The sequence below is a fragment of the Mediterraneibacter catenae genome (assembly GCF_008691045.1).
GTDB lineage: Bacteria > Bacillota > Clostridia > Lachnospirales > Lachnospiraceae > Mediterraneibacter > Mediterraneibacter ornithocaccae.
In genome coordinates this window covers 146927-161824 of sequence record NZ_VMSO01000002.1, presented here as the reverse complement: position 1 = coordinate 161824, position 14898 = coordinate 146927, and the positions used below count along the sequence as shown (strand labels likewise).

15 protein-coding genes and 3 pseudogenes are annotated in these 14898 nt (G+C 43.2%); 2 read left to right on the top strand and 16 right to left on the bottom strand.

The window, feature by feature from the left end; translation table 11 throughout:
• Positions 1-80: 80 nt before the first annotated feature.
• Positions 81-530, top strand: a pseudogene (locus tag FNY66_RS16260) (IS4 family transposase); the annotation flags it as partial.
• A 53-nt stretch (positions 531-583) separates the two neighbouring features.
• On the opposite strand, the pseudogene FNY66_RS16255 reads toward FNY66_RS16260, so the two are convergent.
• The 10 genes and pseudogenes from FNY66_RS16255 to FNY66_RS02420 all read right to left on the bottom strand — a co-directional run.
• Positions 584-685 (bottom strand): annotated as a pseudogene (locus FNY66_RS16255) (DUF4160 domain-containing protein); the annotation flags it as partial.
• 1 nt (position 686) lies between these two features.
• Positions 687-959: a hypothetical protein gene (locus FNY66_RS02460; protein WP_087152317.1), complete on the bottom strand. Its 273-nt coding sequence runs from the start codon at positions 957-959 to the stop codon at positions 687-689.
• Positions 960-1052: 93 nt separating this feature from the next.
• Complete coding sequence (locus FNY66_RS02455) at positions 1053-1469, bottom strand: pyridoxamine 5'-phosphate oxidase family protein (RefSeq protein WP_150310184.1); 417 nt, start codon at positions 1467-1469, stop codon at positions 1053-1055.
• A 51-nt stretch (positions 1470-1520) separates the two neighbouring features.
• Positions 1521-1823 carry a hypothetical protein gene (locus tag FNY66_RS02450; protein WP_229409423.1) on the bottom strand — a complete coding sequence of 101 codons (303 nt, stop codon included), beginning with the start codon at positions 1821-1823 and terminating at the stop codon, positions 1521-1523.
• Positions 1824-1990: 167 nt separating this feature from the next.
• Positions 1991-2686, bottom strand: a complete 696-nt coding sequence (locus FNY66_RS02445) for a 4Fe-4S binding protein (RefSeq protein WP_229409422.1) — start codon at positions 2684-2686, stop codon at positions 1991-1993.
• A gap of 244 nt (positions 2687-2930) precedes the next feature.
• Positions 2931-3401, bottom strand: coding sequence for a hypothetical protein (locus tag FNY66_RS02440; protein ID WP_087152573.1), 471 nt, complete (start codon positions 3399-3401; stop codon positions 2931-2933).
• Positions 3398-3850 carry a DUF3990 domain-containing protein gene (locus FNY66_RS02435; protein ID WP_087152574.1) on the bottom strand — a complete coding sequence of 151 codons (453 nt, stop codon included), beginning with the start codon at positions 3848-3850 and terminating at the stop codon, positions 3398-3400. The genes FNY66_RS02440 and FNY66_RS02435 overlap by 4 nt, the downstream gene beginning before the upstream one ends.
• A 185-nt stretch (positions 3851-4035) precedes the next feature.
• Positions 4036-4515, bottom strand: coding sequence for a 23S rRNA (pseudouridine(1915)-N(3))-methyltransferase RlmH (rlmH, locus tag FNY66_RS02430; RefSeq protein ID WP_150310183.1), 480 nt, complete (start codon positions 4513-4515; stop codon positions 4036-4038).
• Between the two features lie 17 nt (positions 4516-4532).
• Positions 4533-4970, bottom strand: a pseudogene (locus FNY66_RS02425) (NAD(P)/FAD-dependent oxidoreductase); the annotation flags it as partial.
• Positions 4971-5041: 71 nt separating this feature from the next.
• A complete protein-coding gene (locus FNY66_RS02420; RefSeq protein ID WP_150310181.1) occupies positions 5042-7099 on the bottom strand; it encodes a HelD family protein in 2058 nt (685 codons plus the stop codon).
• Between the two features lie 247 nt (positions 7100-7346).
• Here FNY66_RS02420 and FNY66_RS02415 point away from each other — a divergent pair, with 247 nt between their 5' ends.
• The gene (locus tag FNY66_RS02415) at positions 7347-7907 is read left to right on the top strand and encodes an FKBP-type peptidyl-prolyl cis-trans isomerase (protein ID WP_087152578.1); all 561 of its coding nucleotides are present in this window, start codon (positions 7347-7349) and stop codon (positions 7905-7907) included.
• A gap of 117 nt (positions 7908-8024) precedes the next feature.
• Here FNY66_RS02415 and FNY66_RS02410 read toward each other — a convergent pair whose 3' ends face one another.
• From FNY66_RS02410 to folD, 6 genes are all read right to left on the bottom strand, one after another.
• A complete protein-coding gene (locus FNY66_RS02410) occupies positions 8025-8732 on the bottom strand; it encodes a DNA alkylation repair protein (RefSeq protein WP_150310180.1) in 708 nt (235 codons plus the stop codon).
• Positions 8733-8838: 106 nt separating this feature from the next.
• Positions 8839-10233 (bottom strand): NADPH-dependent glutamate synthase, encoded by a 1395-nt coding sequence (gltA, locus tag FNY66_RS02405; RefSeq protein WP_150310179.1) that lies wholly within the window; start codon positions 10231-10233, stop codon positions 8839-8841.
• On the bottom strand, positions 10233-11120 hold the full coding sequence (locus FNY66_RS02400; protein WP_087152276.1) for a sulfide/dihydroorotate dehydrogenase-like FAD/NAD-binding protein: 888 nt from the start codon (positions 11118-11120) through the stop codon (positions 10233-10235). The genes gltA and FNY66_RS02400 overlap by 1 nt, the downstream gene beginning before the upstream one ends.
• A 210-nt stretch (positions 11121-11330) precedes the next feature.
• Positions 11331-12512 carry an iron-containing alcohol dehydrogenase gene (locus FNY66_RS02395; protein ID WP_087152275.1) on the bottom strand — a complete coding sequence of 394 codons (1182 nt, stop codon included), beginning with the start codon at positions 12510-12512 and terminating at the stop codon, positions 11331-11333.
• Between the two features lie 157 nt (positions 12513-12669).
• Positions 12670-14040 (bottom strand): chitobiase/beta-hexosaminidase C-terminal domain-containing protein, encoded by a 1371-nt coding sequence (locus tag FNY66_RS02390; RefSeq protein WP_087152274.1) that lies wholly within the window; start codon positions 14038-14040, stop codon positions 12670-12672.
• Positions 14037-14891, bottom strand: coding sequence for a bifunctional methylenetetrahydrofolate dehydrogenase/methenyltetrahydrofolate cyclohydrolase FolD (gene folD, locus FNY66_RS02385; RefSeq protein ID WP_087152273.1), 855 nt, complete (start codon positions 14889-14891; stop codon positions 14037-14039). Before folD ends, FNY66_RS02390 begins: the two co-directional genes overlap by 4 nt.
• Between the last annotated feature and the right edge of the window lie 7 nt (positions 14892-14898).

The following is a 14898-nucleotide window of genomic DNA, read 5'->3' as shown; positions in this document are numbered from 1 at the left end:
CCAATAAAAAAGGCATAAACCTGTCCCGTTTGGTATAATGGAATTGACGAAAAACCATCTATACAAAGGAGATTTATGCCATGTCCAGTATACCACAAAACTATTGCGATGAGAACGAGTTAATTGATTGTGTTCAGAGATTTTTTTCCAAGCATCATGTCGGCAAGCTTCTCGCCAAATGCAATGGGATGAAAGAAAAAGGTGTTTCACCTGTTTCTCTGCTCCGCTACAAGCTCAGCAACATTTTTGTCGGAAGAAGCATGTATATGCAGCAACGAACTGGCTCTTTTAAGGAAGATTTTTCAAAGAACACTTTTTATCGGTTCCTAAATTCGGCAAAAACAAACTGGCTCCGTTTTACTTCTCTTCTGGCTGCTGATATCGTCAATAATGATCTCAAAGATCTAACGGACGATAGCAGGAAAAATGTGTTCATTGTTGATGACAGCCTTTTTAGTCGAACCAGCTGCAAGAAAACAGAACTGGGATCAAAAGTATTCGACCACACCGATATGCATTTCAAAAAAGGTATTCTTGAATTATTATTGCAGAGCAGACATTTCCCCGCACTGGTAATCCATACCTTTGTCGCATTTTCAGATGGCTTTCCTTTTGCGATATGTACGTGGATCGGTTCAACAGGTTTATTCTCATTTGTCCAGAAATAAATCCAGTATTCTCCCATTCTAAAGATTTGAGGCATTCTCAAAGCCCCCTTCCTGAGAGAATTCGATAATAAGATGTGCCGTTGACCTTATTATCTCTTCGAATTGCTTAATCTCTTCTTCTGAAAAATGGTAAATATCTTCCCATGTGTAATCGGGGAGCCAACATGCAGCATGTTTAAATCCATATTTTTCATCTGGTCTCTCAATATACACTTTTACTCTTCCATCATTCTGCATATCAGAATGAACAATTTCTGTCTCATCATTCAATGTCATAAATGGATACATCATATCATCATTCCTCCCTGCTTCTTATACGCTACTATTATATCCTATTAAGAATATTTTCAATTAGGATCTGCCATACAAACCGGAAACTGAAAACTAAAACTCGTACTTTGTTCCATGTGAAAGTAACAGTCCATCGGTTAATTCTACACATAAAATTATAGTATTCTCATCATCAAAATTATTATGTCCATTGTCGATCCACTCAGAAAATACATTTTTCAATTTCTCGGCAATCCAGTAATTTTCCTCTTTCCCGAAATATCCCAAATTGATACTCTTTCCATGTGCCGTGAACCATTCACCAGCTATTGCAACAGTAGAGTTGCTTTCCATATGCCTCATTTTATTTGAAAGTGCATATGTAATAATATAAAATGCACCATTCTCATAATACGCATTTACATAACGTACAAAAGGCACCTCATTTTCTACTGTTGCCAATGCAATAATGGTATCTTTTCCAAATCGTTCCGACATTATTTTTTCAGCATCTTCACTTAATTTTTTCACAAAGTCATCTCCCTTACCAATTCCAATTTTTCTATTTCTATAACTTAGGAGTTATCTGCATAGATTTTCAGGACGTTGTCCCACTCCATGTTCATAATCTATTAGCTGTCTACGAAGATAATCTGCCATAGTTGCATCATTCATCTTTTCCCATGCTTTAATATGTATTTTCATCAAGGGTCTTGTAATTCTCATCGGGAGTTCATCCACATTGCTAATGGCCAACCACGGAAAAGGTCTGTATTTTTGCGTATCTCCAATGATAAACAGATACCCTATTAACTGTTCCTTTCTAAAAACAAAATAGAATTGCGGCATTTTATTGACGACGGATTTATCCATTATTTTTTTCATTGTCAGTTCTGTGCCATATGCCGGATAAAAACCAATATTTTTCAAATTCTTTAAAGCGTTTATTTTTGCTCTTCTGACATATCTATATAATTTAGGATTATCTCTTCCAAACAGTTTACCTCCGTAAATTCCAATTTTGCACCGCTCAACTCCTCGATAAATTTTCTTTAGTTATTCTTCCTTAAAATCGAATTTTGACTGCCTAGATTATACGGACAAATATCTCTACACTTATGACAAGCTATTCTCCAAACCTTCTCTTCTTCATCATCTCCAAATGCAAAATCCCAACAGGATTGCTGTTTTATTTCTGGATTTTCTAAAGCATTTACAGGACAAATATCAACACATAAGTTACAATTATTACAAAGAGGTTCTTTCATTTTATCAGGCTCAAGATTCTGTTCGCATAACACTGCTCCTAACCAGACCATACTTCCAAACTCTGGCGTTATTAACAAAGAATGCCTCCCTATTGTTCCCAAGCCCGCCGCTTGAGCTATATGTTTTTGCGAAACAATAGAACGCCATCTGTTAGTATTTTTATCCCATTGGCTTTCATTTGTAGGAATAGGAACACATACTATCTGGTTCTTTTCCATTTCAATACAAAAATCTAGAACTATCGCATCCATTTTTGACGTGATAGAATTTCTTATCCTTGTATATGGAATATTAGACTTGCAATTAAGTGTTCCTACTGGAAATCTGCAACCAAAAGAAATTACCGATTTGCAAGTCGGAAGTGCATCTAAAGGATGATAGCCTTTCGGTGCATTATCAAACCTATCTATACTTGCTATACCACACAAATCTGCACCTAACGCAAACATTATTTCCTTTATCCTTTTACTATCCAACATACAATATCCCCTCCGCAAATTCCAATCTGTCGACCTAGTTTTACTTCATTATACCATTCGTTTATTTCCCTGTCATTGTCTTTCTTACCCATACGAAAAGAGAGCGGAACATCATCTGTCCACTCCCTTTCCAAATACTTTACATGATTCATGACTTCACACCATATCACAATAAAATGCGAAAAAACCTCACCCACTTATGATACGGCTCTCCATAACATATCCAAATGCGGTTATCTTCTTTTTAAAAACCTCCATTATTATAAGCTCTTGTTATTACATAAGACGGTTCATAATATGCGCTGCTATTGTAATTATCAATCGTATCGCATATTTCATCATTGTATACTCGAATCATTCCATTGATATAATCTTCCTCCGGCTGTAACGTTGACAAAATCAGCCTTGTATACACCTTGCCCATTTGTGTTTCTGACGGAATCTCGTCTACAAGTTCTAAATCCACATCCGTTATATCAAAATTTCCTTTTTCCAACCTATACTCTTCAATCCATTCATCTTCAATTTTCAGAGGATTCTCACAGTGGAGTACATTAGCCAGACTGATCAGACGCACCCACTCATCTTTTGGTATAGAATTTACAACATATTTATTCTTTTGATGTAATTTTCTTGCCACCCGCTCCACCATATAACATAGAAAATAAAGATCGTTCTCGGTCACCTGCTCTTCCGGGAAAAATTTGTTTGTCATAGCGAATAACTCCCTTCAAATTTGATAGTCTGTAATGCCTTCTCTGTACAGAATACAATCTGATGTGTCGGATACTTAAACTTAACCAGTTCCCAGAACGCCTCTTTCGAAATTCGTTCTGCCATATAGTCCTCAACATAATCCCAGATTGTATCATCCGCCATCGGGCCCTCGACAACATCATAATCATGTTTTAAACCAAGCCGGCAGTTTACAACAAACTGCAGCCACTCCTCTGTCATCTCACTAAAATTTTTAATGTTCAGATTCTTATCAGGTGAATACTCATAAAAATTAACAATATGCTTTCTGCGTTTTGTTAAAGCCCAACGTTTTGCCTGCTTTTCTATAATTGTACAGTAAAATCCGTAGCCGAAATCTTTGTAAAAACCATTTTCCAAAATCTGCGGTTCCTGGACTATAACATTGCTTCCATGATATAAAATCATATGTTTTTTCTCCTTCATTGACAGCAAGTTGTCAAGCTATTTTAGCCTATTATATCACACTAAATATTTCCCTGTCATTTTGTTTCTTGCCCATGCAAAAAGAGAACGGAACATCATCTGTTCGCTCTCTTTCCAAACGTTTTATATGATTTATTACTTCACACCCAAATGCGAAAAAACCGCATTTATTTGTGATATGGTTCTCCATTCATAATCCGATACGCCCGATACACCTGCTCCAGCAATATCACCCTCATCAACTGATGTGGAAATGTCATCTTCGAGAAACTGAGCGCAAAATCCGACCTTTTTAGCACCTCTTTCCCCAGACCGATCGAGCCGCCGATCACAAAGGCAATACTGCTTTTCCCCTGTACGCCCAGTGTCTCTATCTTCTCTGCAAATTCTTCTGATGAGAGCATCTTTCCGCCGATCTCCAGTGTGATCACATACATATCATCCCTGATATGTTTCATCAGACGCTCGCCCTCTTTTGCGCGGATATTGTCTTCTACTGTTTCACTTGCCTGATCCGGAGTCTTTTCATCCGCGACTTCGATGACCTCCAGTTTACAGTAGCGGCTCAGCCGCTTGCCGTATTCGGCGATAGCGTCTCTTAAATATTTTTCTTTTATCTTTCCTACTGTGATAACTGTTATTTTCATTTTTCTCCTCTTTTGTGTCATACTCCGCCGCGGCACTGTTCGTCACTGTATGCAGCAGCACGCGATTCCCGTACATCAGCGTGTACTCCGCATGACAGGCGATATCTTCCCGTACTCTGCGCTGCATCTGCCTCCCTCCTTAGCCTCTCACCGTCAGAAGAGTAGACATATGCGTCCGCCTCTGTCAGATTACAGTCGATATCCTCTTCGCGTATAATCCTTTTATACTCCTCCACTGCATGCTGATTCGCCTGCAGGTATTTCTCTGCCGTTTCTACTCCCTTTTTCTCTATAAATTCATGACAGAAAAGACCATGCTGAGAGTTGATCTTTGCCGTGGTATTCTTAGTCTGTCCTCCGCCAATCTGATCAGCCTCGAGGACAACAGCACGGATTCCTGCCTTTTGAAGCCGCCATGCAGTCAGTATGCCTGCCATACCGCCGCCGATCACAGCTGCTTCTGTGTCTTTTTAACTATAACATTTCCCACAGGAAGCAGTTTATACTTGTTCTGGTCTTCTTATATTCAGGCTTTGGAATCTGAGCCTGTCTCGTACACGTACAACTCCTGAAGTGCCCTTGTGGCACTGATATACTCCGCCTGATCTGCAAGCGGGTTTTCCTTCGCTCCTCGTATCGTAAATACCTGATCGAATTCCAGTCCTTTCGCCAGGTAAAATGTAGTCACTGTAAGTCCCCGCTTGAACGCAGAGCTGTCGCGGTCCACATATGCCGCATCCACACCGCGCTTTTTCAGCAGACGATAAAGATCGTAAGCTTCATCCTCTGTCATCGTGATAACAGCGCCCGTCTCATATCCGTCTTTTCCAAAATTCACATTCGATACGATCGCATCGAGCATCTCGTCTTCTGTATCGAATTTACGGACGTCCACCGGCCTGCCATGACGCTCCAGAAGTTCCAGCCCGGTAATACCGCTGATCTGCGCCGCATACTGTGCGATCTCATAAGTATTTCGGTAGCTTTTGTTCAGTATGACTTTCCGTATATCTTTTCCAAAAATCTTCGGCAGGAATTTCAACACATCCTGCTGTTTTGTATCCAGCGTCTGTGCATAATCCCCGAGTATAGTCATTCTGCACTGAAACAGATTTTCCAGGATAACATACTGCATATATGAATAGTCCTGCATCTCATCGATCACCAGATGTTTGATATTTTTCTGCGAGCTTTTTCCGAGGAGCCTGTATTTCAGATAAAGGACAGGGTATACATCCTCATACTGGATCTTTCTCCTCTCATACGGCACATCAGAAAGCTGATCATATCCGTAGTCTTCAAGCATCCAGTTATAAATGGTATAAATATCTTTTGTCACATACATGCTGTCAAATTTACTGTTCAGCAGTTCTCTGTCATCGTCGGAAATGTCACTGCCTTTGAGAGTCTCATAAGCATCTATAAAGTAGTCCTTGACCGCATTCATCCTTGCGAGCAGCGGAGTGTCCTGGAATTTAAAGTAGAACATACGGATCAGTTCCTCTTCCGACATTTTCATTCCCCGGAAACTGATCTCTTTAAAATCGATCAGTCTGTCCTCAAGTGTCGCCAGAAAGCCCTCGATCAGCCCCACAAAGTCTTCCGACTGTTTCATGCGGAACCGCTCTTTCTCACGATCACTCGGGAATTTCATAATGCGTTCCAGATGGTCATATTTATCCTCACAGTCTGCCGCCGTATCTTTTAACTCCCGGTATGCAAACAGATCAAAACTCATCTCCTGAATATTCTCTTCTCCCAGTTCGGGAAGGATATGTGATATATAATCCGCAAACACACTGTTGGGCGACAAAATCAGCACATTGGATGATTTCAAGTTCTTCCAGTCATGATACAGAAGATATGCGATCCGGTGCAGCGCAATAGAAGTCTTGCCGCTTCCGGCGCCTCCCTGGATCACCAGAATCTTATCCTCTGTATTGCGGATGATCGCATTCTGCTCTTTCTGTATTGTCCGTACAATATTTTTGAGCTTTACATCGCCGTTATTTCCCAGCTCCTGCTTCAGTATCTCATCATCGATCTTCGTATCACTCTCAAAGGCATAGATCATTTTGCCGTCACGGATCTTATACTGCCATTTTGAGCTTATCTCTCCTGCAATGGTTCCTGCCGGAGCCTCATAGGATGCCGGTCCTTTATCATAATCATAGAAAAGACCACTCACCGGTGCTCTCCAGTCGTAAATCAGCGGAGTCATCCCTGTCCTTTCAGCAAAATTTCCGATGCCGATATAGAAAGGTTCCGGATCATACTCTCCCTCAAATATAAAATCCACTCTCCCGAAAAAGGGCGAGTCTTTCATCTTCTCAAAACGATGTTTCTGTTTAAGCTTCTCAGTATTTGCATTTGTCTGCTGGAGCAGAGCCTGCCGGTTATCGTATTCTTCATAACCATACTGGTCCATCTCTGTATAGTTTTCCCAGTAGTACTCATGCATATTTTCTATCTCTTTTTTACCTTCATCCAGATCTTGTCTGATCTCATCCAGTCTGTTCTCTATTTTAACGGTTACATCTTTTAGAAACTGTGCTCCGTCTGAATATCTGTTGTCCATTGTCATAATAACGCTCCCCAGTCTTTTTCCAAAGATTCGTTTTTCGTATCTGCCTGATTTGATACTTTATCACAACACGCAGACGATAGCTATAGTATATCATGTATTTTTGCAAAAAAAATCACAAATTAGTCATATTTTATCATTATAATATATCACCAGTACAGCTTTACTAATGGCGCGGTAACACCATATAACATCGCCATCCAAAGACGTACTCAGTATATTTGGCAGAAATGAGGAAAAATGTACCATGAAGAAAGAAAACAGAAAAATGGCACAGGAACGACGTGCAAAGGAGCGTCGAAAAAAAGAACTGAAACGCAAAATAAGCAAGATCATCGTAATCGTGCTTCCACTGATCGCGGTTATCGCACTGATCATTGCTATCATTATGACTTCCGATTCTTCCGACAGCGGTTCCGGTTCGGACAACACAACAACCGAATCCGATTCCGGCACAGAAAACAATGCAGAAGACACTTCCGACACCGGTGACAACAGTGATAATGCAGATACTACATCTTACTCTACAGATACCTCTCTCACTATTGAAGACGGAGATACCGTAAATATTGATTATGTCGGTTCTATTGACGGCGTCGAGTTCAACGGCGGGAATACACAGGGCCAGGGAACAGATCTCGTGATCGGTTCCGGCAGATATATCGATGACTTTGAAGAGCAGCTCATCGGCGCTCATCCGGGCGACGAGGTAGAAGTAACCGTCACCTTCCCGGAAGATTACGGCAATGAAGAACTGAACGGGAAAGAAGCAGTCTTTGACGTGACTGTCAATGGGATTTATCAATAGAATTCGTGTTTGTCAGAGTGACATCCTATGATAAAGCGTCCGAAAATCAAGCGGATACAGTGGAATAACTCACGTATCCGCTTGATTTTCTGCGTTTTCTCAAGTAGCGTTATTTCTTCAACAAACATGAATCCGCTTCAGCCTCCCCAGTTCTTCTTTTTCTTCCCGGCTCACCTGATACGACTCCCGTATCTTTTGTATTGCCTTGTTATGAGTAAAATCATCCATGCTGTTATTTTCAAGCAGCTGTCTTGTTTTCTCCGGAAATTTTACATAGCATACCTGAAGCGCCCACGCCACGGCCATCTTTGCATAGTATCCCTCATGCCGGATCTCGTTGCAGATGCTCAGGATCTCTTCGATATGCTCCTCGTCTACGAAATGATTCATCATTGCGACGACCATAAATCGTATCTCAAATTCTTCTTTACTGTCTCTGTATGTCTTCAGATAATCAAACCAGTAATCCGGGGCTTTTCTCATGAATTTGAAGCCAGTGACACAGCTGTCACAGACGGACCAGTTTGTTATCTTAGGAACGAACTCGTCAAGACATTTCCGGTACTCTTCCTGCTCCATCTTCGCATATCCGATAACAAGCCCCTGCACCATGATTTCTTCATGTATCGAGTCCCTGGTAATCTGCGCTTGTGCTTCGGCAAGATAGACGCGGAAATCGTCTTTTGCTATCTCTTTAGCCAGTTTTCGCAATATGGGCAGACGAACTCCAAGGACATGTTCCACTCCCGGGAGAAGTTTCTGATTGAATTCTCTGTATTTTTCTTCTGACAGCTCATAGAGCTTATTTCTGATTTCTTCCGTCATCCTGCTATATTCTCCTGCATCACTTCTTAAAAAGAGGTTTTCTGTCCGTTTCCAGACAGAAAACCTCTTTTAATTTGAATCATTTTTTACTATACTGATGAAACTTTTAGTTCTCTTTGCTCTTCAGATATTCATCAATACCTTTTGCTCCGGCTTTTCCGGCGCCCATTGCCAGGATTACCGTAGCCGCACCGGTTACTGCATCACCGCCGGCGAATACGCCTTCTTTTGAAGTCTGTCCATTGTCTTCATCGGCAACGATACATTTTCTGCGGTTTGTCTCCAGACCTTTGGTCGTGGATGAGATCAGCGGGTTCGGAGAAGTTCCGAGAGCCATGATCACTGTGTCAACCTGAATATCATACTCGGAACCCGGGATTTCCACCGGGCGTCTTCTTCCGGATGCATCAGGCTCGCCGAGCTCCATCTTGATTACTGTAACACTTGAGATGTTTCCGTTCTCGTCTACATTGATCTTCTTCGGGTTTGTCAGCAGGTTGAAGACAACGCCTTCTTCCTTCGCATGATGAACTTCTTCTACTCTGGCCGGAAGTTCTGCTTCACTTCTTCTGTATATGATATGTACGTCTGCACCGAGTCTGAGAGCTGTCCTTGCCGCGTCCATGGCAACATTTCCGCCGCCCACAACTGCTACTTTCTTCCCTGCGATGATCGGTGTATCGTAGGAATCATCGAATGCTTTCATCAGATTACTTCTTGTCAGGTACTCGTTGGCAGAGAATACACCGTTTGAGTTCTCACCCGGGATTCCCATGAACATCGGAAGGCCTGCGCCCGAACCGATGAATACTGCCTCAAATCCCTCGTCTTCCATAAGCTGGTCGATGGTAGTGGATTTTCCGATAACTACGTTTGTCTCAAATTTTACGCCGAGCTCTTTAACTTTCTCGATCTCTTTCGCCACGACTTTCTCTTTCGGAAGACGGAACTCCGGAATACCGTATACAAGCACGCCGCCCAGTTCATGAAGAGCCTCGAACACTGTCACGTCGTAGCCTTTCTTTGCAAGATCACCGGCACAGGTAAGTCCGGACGGTCCCGAACCGATCACGGCTACTTTATGTCCGTTCTTAGTCTCTGCTCCCACCGGTTTGATGTCATTCTCTAGCGCATAGTCAGCCACGAATCTCTCAAGTTTACCGATTGATACAGGTTCACCTTTGATACCGCGGATACATTTCCCCTCGCACTGTGACTCCTGAGGACAGACACGTCCGCAGATTGCCGGAAGCGCACTGGACTTTCCGATCACTTTATACGCTTCTTCAATGTTACCTTCTTTTACTTCATGGATAAATGCCGGGATATCGATAGACACCGGACATCCGTCAACGCATTTCGCGTTTTTACAGTTCAGGCATCTTGCTGCTTCTTCCATGGCTTCTTCTCTATTATAACCGAGGCACACTTCATCAAAGTTTGTCGCACGTACCTTCGCATCCTGCTCTCTGACAGGCACTTTCTTTAATACATCTGCCATTATTCGTCACCTCCGCAATGTCCGCATCCGCCGTGATGAGTATCTCCCTCCAGAAGTTTCAGCATCGCACGGCCTTCTGCTGTCTTGTATGTCTGGCTTCTCTTCATCGCCTGATCAAAATCTACCAGATGTCCGTCAAACTCCGGTCCGTCTACGCAGGCAAATTTGATCTCATCGCCAACCTGAAGACGGCACGCTCCGCACATACCTGTCCCGTCTACCATGATCGGGTTCATGCTTACGATCGTCGGGATCTCCAGTTTCTTAGTCAGGAGGCAGACAAACTTCATCATGATCATCGGACCGATCGCAATACAGACATCGTATTTATTCCCGTTGTTTACAAGTTCCTCTACCATGGTAGTGACCATACCTGCATGTCCGTATGTACCGTCATCTGTACATGGATAATAATTTCCTGCAACAGCTTTCATCTCTTCTTCCAGGATCAGCATATCCTTTGTCTTTGAACCAACAATAACATCTGCCCTGATTCCGCGCTCATGAAGCCACTTTACCTGCGGATATACCGGCGCCGCTCCGACACCGCCCGCGACAAAAAGCATCTTCTTATTCTTAAGCTCATCGATATCCTCATTTACAAACTCAGACGGACATCCCAGCGGGCCTGTAAAGTCGCGGAAATAGTCTCCTTCTTTCAGACTGCTCATTTTAGTGGTAGAAGCCCCTACTTCCTGTACAACGATAGTAATCGTTCCCGCTTCTCTGTCATAATCGCAGATTGTAAGCGGAATACGTTCACCCTTCTCGTCCATCTTTACAATAACAAACTGCCCCGGCTGACAGTGCTGCGCAACACGTGGCGCATGCACGTCCATCAGAAAAATCTTATCGGCCAGTTTTTCTGCTTTCATTATCTGATACATGGTCTTCCTCCTTGAAAATTCACTCTTTCACTATAATACGCCATAAATCCCGTAATGGCAAGTAATTATAACATGCTTGCGGCTAATACTTCAATACTTGCTAATAGTTTTCATTTCCTGCATTCGCATATTAAAACGGGCCTGCCGTTTCCGGCTGACCCGTTTAATCACATTTTTATTCAATTGTCAGAGGATATTTTCCATATTATGTCAGAAATCTACCTCTGTTCCATAATATGTACATGTGAGAAGTTTCTCCATAGCAGCCGGATCAATAGCGCGTGGATTAGATCCTGTGCAGGCATCTCCAACAGCCAGCTCTGCAATGTGAGACACTTTCTCTTTAAATTCATCTTCGTTAATACCGAAATCTTTCAACGTCTTCGGAATATTCAGTTTCACATTGAACTCGTTGATCTTTTCTACGAGACTGTTGATAAGAGCTTTTTCTGATGTTCCGTCAAGTCCCATTCTGCGGGCAATTTCTGCATAGCGGCCTGCCGCTACAGGATCTTTTGCATTATATGCAATCACATACGGCAGGTAGATCGCGTTAGCACATCCGTGCGGTATATGTCCTGTGGAAAATGCAGCGCCTGTCTTGTGAGCCATGGAGTGAACGATTCCAAGAAGCGCATTTGAGAACGCCATTCCTGCAAGGCACTGCGCGTAGTGCATCTGTTCTCTTGCGTCCATATTGCAGTTATAGGATGCCGGCAGGTAATCAAGCACCATTTCAATCGCCTGCAGCGCAAGCGGATCTGTGAACGGTCCGTGGAGTGTGGATACATATGCTTCAATCGCATGTGTAAGAGCGTCCATCCCTGTGTAGGCAACCTGTTTTACCGGAAGTCCGGATACAAGGTCAGGGTCTACGATAGCAACGTCCGGTGTAATGTTGAAGTCAGCAAGAGGATATTTTACACCTGTCTGATAGTTTGTAATAACTGAAAATGCTGTGACTTCTGTCGCTGTTCCGGATGTTGACGGGATTGCGGCAAATTTTGCTTTCTGTCTCAGCTCAGGGAAATTAAATGGTGTGCAGAGATCCTCAAATGATGTATCCGGATACTCGTAAAATGCCCACATAGCTTTTGCGGCATCGATCGGGGAACCACCGCCCATGGATACGATCCAGTCAGGCTCAAAAGCGCGCATTGCCTCAGCGCCTTTCATAACTGTCTCAACAGACGGATCAGGTTCTACGCCCTCAAATACTTCTACTTCCATGCCAGCTTCTTTCAGATAGTTTACTGCCCTGTCAAGAAATCCCTGACGTTTCATGGAACCGCCGCCCACGACAAGCATAGCCTTTTTCCCTTTCAAGTTTTTCAGCTCTTCCAGACATCCTTTTCCATGATAGATGTCTCGTGGTAAACAAAATCTGCTCATAACCTGCATCTCCTTTGATATTTATTGTTATTTTTTTAACATAGTCATTATACATCAAATCTCATAAAAAAACAACCCATGTATTGGTAAAAATACATAATTTTTTTACCAATACATGGGTAATATTCACCATTTTCAACACACTCAAAGTCTGTCTTTAATCTGTTGTGATATAATTCCTTGTCGTCATCTCTGTCGCCTTTCCATTCTGGTCATTGACGAGTATCGCATTAAAAATGGTCTGTGTATTTTCCGGCATATCGACCGGTCCTGTATATTTTTCCGTAGAAGAAGACTCAGGATCCGGTGTTGAGCCATCCATCGTGTAATATGCAGTATAACCTTCCGGCACTGTTATCGTTATCTGAGTAGGTTCTGTATACTGTCCGGTTGACGGAGTCACAGCAGGCGCATTTACAATGGGGAATTCAATTGTATATGTAGCTGAAGCTACAGTACTTGGAATCCCATTTGCATTAACTGCAATAGCCCGTATCTCAACTTTCCCCTCTGTCTGTATAAGAACCGGTTCTTCATATTTTGTGCCAGTCTCAACTGTCGGATCAGTTCCGTCAGTCGTATAATAGATATCCCCGCCTGTCTCAGAAGTAATCATGATTTGCTGTACTTCATTGTAAGTGCCTTCTTCCGGTGTAAATACCGGTGCCGAAGAGAGATAAGATGAAACTGCACTTAATACATTCTGATCTTCACAGTCCTCGAGCAGTGCAGACACTTTTGCCGGCTGCTCCGTCTCCATATAAAACTCAATCGCTGCACGATAGATTTCTACGTTGGTTGGCTGCGTCTCTATTGCAGAAAGAAATACATCTTCCGCGCTCTCGTAATCATCCTGGTCCACGTATATCTCCGCATAACCGGTATAAGCATCCGGCCGCGATCTGTCCTTGCTGATGGCACGGTTAAAATAATTCTCGGCCGCATCATAGTCGCCGCTCTGTATTGCCTGATATCCCTTATTGACCATAGAAGTATAAGAGTTCACATATACAAGATAAACTCCGGCAATAATCAGAGCAAGCAGTATAAACAATGTTATCAGCAGTTTTCTCCTCTTACGCTTCGCAGCTTCAAGCCTTTTCTGCTGACGAAGACGACGCAGTTCCGCAGTATCCTGTCGCTGGGTACGCATAGCCCCTGTATTTCGCTTCTGCCCGCGCAGCTCACCTGTCCCCTGTTGCTTTCGCTGCAGTTCATCAGTGCCGCGCCCGACATTTCCTGATGTCTTTCTGCTGCCGGAACGTCTTCTCTGGTCCCTTATACGGTCCATTTCTTCCCGGCTCAGGACTCTGGTCGAATTGACATTCTTTGTCCTGTCATCCCGTCTGTATCTTCTGATATCATCCGTCTGTATCTGACGAGTAGCGCCCTCTACAGAGCCTTTGACTTCTCTGGCAAGAACGTCGTCCAGCGGATTGTAATCCGGTACGATCTGCACTTCAGTTCCGCATCTCGGGCAGACCATTTGATCATCCGGAATCATTGCCCCGCAATGGCTGCATCTCATGGTCTTTCCTCCTGAGTACGTATCGTTTCCACACAATTATTCATCAACATCGCAATTGTCATCGGTCCGACACCCCCAGGTACTGGTGTAATTGCCGATGTATGTGGTTCCACATCAGCAAAATCCACATCACCACAGAGATGATTGTTCTCGTCTCTGTGCATTCCCACATCGATGACTACTGCGCCTTCTTTCACATAATCAGCAGTAATATACTGTCTTTTTCCTATAGCGACGATAAGTATATCCGCCCTTTTCGTCACTTCTTTCAGATTCTTTGTCCGGGAATGTGTCACAGTCACAGTTCCGTTCTCTCTGAGCAAAAGCGCCGCCATCGGTTTTCCGACTATATTACTTCTCCCGACTATCACGCACTCTTTCCCTTCGATCTCGATTCCCGAACGCTTCAAAAGCTGAATAATCCCTGCCGGTGTACAGGATAAAAATCCTTTCTCACCGATCCACAGACGTCCCACACTGACCGGATGAAAACCGTCTACATCTTTCTCCGGAGAAATGGTCCGGATGATCTTATCCTCATCTATGTGTTCCGGAAGCGGCAGCTGCACAAGGATGCCGTTCACCTCGTCATCCTCGTTTAGTTCCTCCACTAGAGAAACCAGTTCTTCCTCCGTTGTCGACTCCGGAAGCTCATATGCCTTTGACCGGATACCGATATAGGCACATGCTTTCTTCTTGTTATTGACATAGACTGAAGATGCAGGATCGTCCCCCACCTGTACGACTGCAAGGCAGGCACTCTTTCCTGCGGCATTTAACTTCAGTACCTCTTCTTTCAGCTCGTCTTTGATCTGTTTTGAAATCTTCTTCCCATCAATTAGCTGTGACATTGACTTC

Excerpts from the sequence above, each read along its gene's own strand:
- FNY66_RS02460 (WP_087152317.1), bottom strand. The coding sequence starts at position 959 with ATGATGTATCCATTTATGACATTGAATGATGAGACAGAAATTGTTCAT.
- FNY66_RS02450 (WP_229409423.1), bottom strand. The coding sequence starts at position 1,823 with ATGAAAAAAATAATGGATAAATCCGTCGTCAATAAAATGCCGCAATTC.
- FNY66_RS02445 (WP_229409422.1), bottom strand. The coding sequence starts at position 2,686 with ATGTTGGATAGTAAAAGGATAAAGGAAATAATGTTTGCGTTAGGTGCA.
- FNY66_RS02440 (WP_087152573.1), bottom strand. The coding sequence starts at position 3,401 with ATGACAAACAAATTTTTCCCGGAAGAGCAGGTGACCGAGAACGATCTT.
- FNY66_RS02435 (WP_087152574.1), bottom strand. The coding sequence starts at position 3,850 with ATGATTTTATATCATGGAAGCAATGTTATAGTCCAGGAACCGCAGATT.
- rlmH (WP_150310183.1), bottom strand. The coding sequence starts at position 4,515 with ATGAAAATAACAGTTATCACAGTAGGAAAGATAAAAGAAAAATATTTA.
- FNY66_RS02420 (WP_150310181.1), bottom strand. The coding sequence starts at position 7,099 with ATGACAATGGACAACAGATATTCAGACGGAGCACAGTTTCTAAAAGAT.
- FNY66_RS02415 (WP_087152578.1), top strand. The coding sequence starts at position 7,347 with ATGAAGAAAGAAAACAGAAAAATGGCACAGGAACGACGTGCAAAGGAG.
- FNY66_RS02410 (WP_150310180.1), bottom strand. The coding sequence starts at position 8,732 with ATGACGGAAGAAATCAGAAATAAGCTCTATGAGCTGTCAGAAGAAAAA.
- gltA (WP_150310179.1), bottom strand. The coding sequence starts at position 10,233 with ATGGCAGATGTATTAAAGAAAGTGCCTGTCAGAGAGCAGGATGCGAAG.
- FNY66_RS02400 (WP_087152276.1), bottom strand. The coding sequence starts at position 11,120 with ATGTATCAGATAATGAAAGCAGAAAAACTGGCCGATAAGATTTTTCTG.
- FNY66_RS02395 (WP_087152275.1), bottom strand. The coding sequence starts at position 12,512 with ATGAGCAGATTTTGTTTACCACGAGACATCTATCATGGAAAAGGATGT.
- FNY66_RS02390 (WP_087152274.1), bottom strand. The coding sequence starts at position 14,040 with ATGAGATGCAGCCATTGCGGGGCAATGATTCCGGATGATCAAATGGTC.
- folD (WP_087152273.1), bottom strand. The coding sequence starts at position 14,891 with ATGTCACAGCTAATTGATGGGAAGAAGATTTCAAAACAGATCAAAGAC.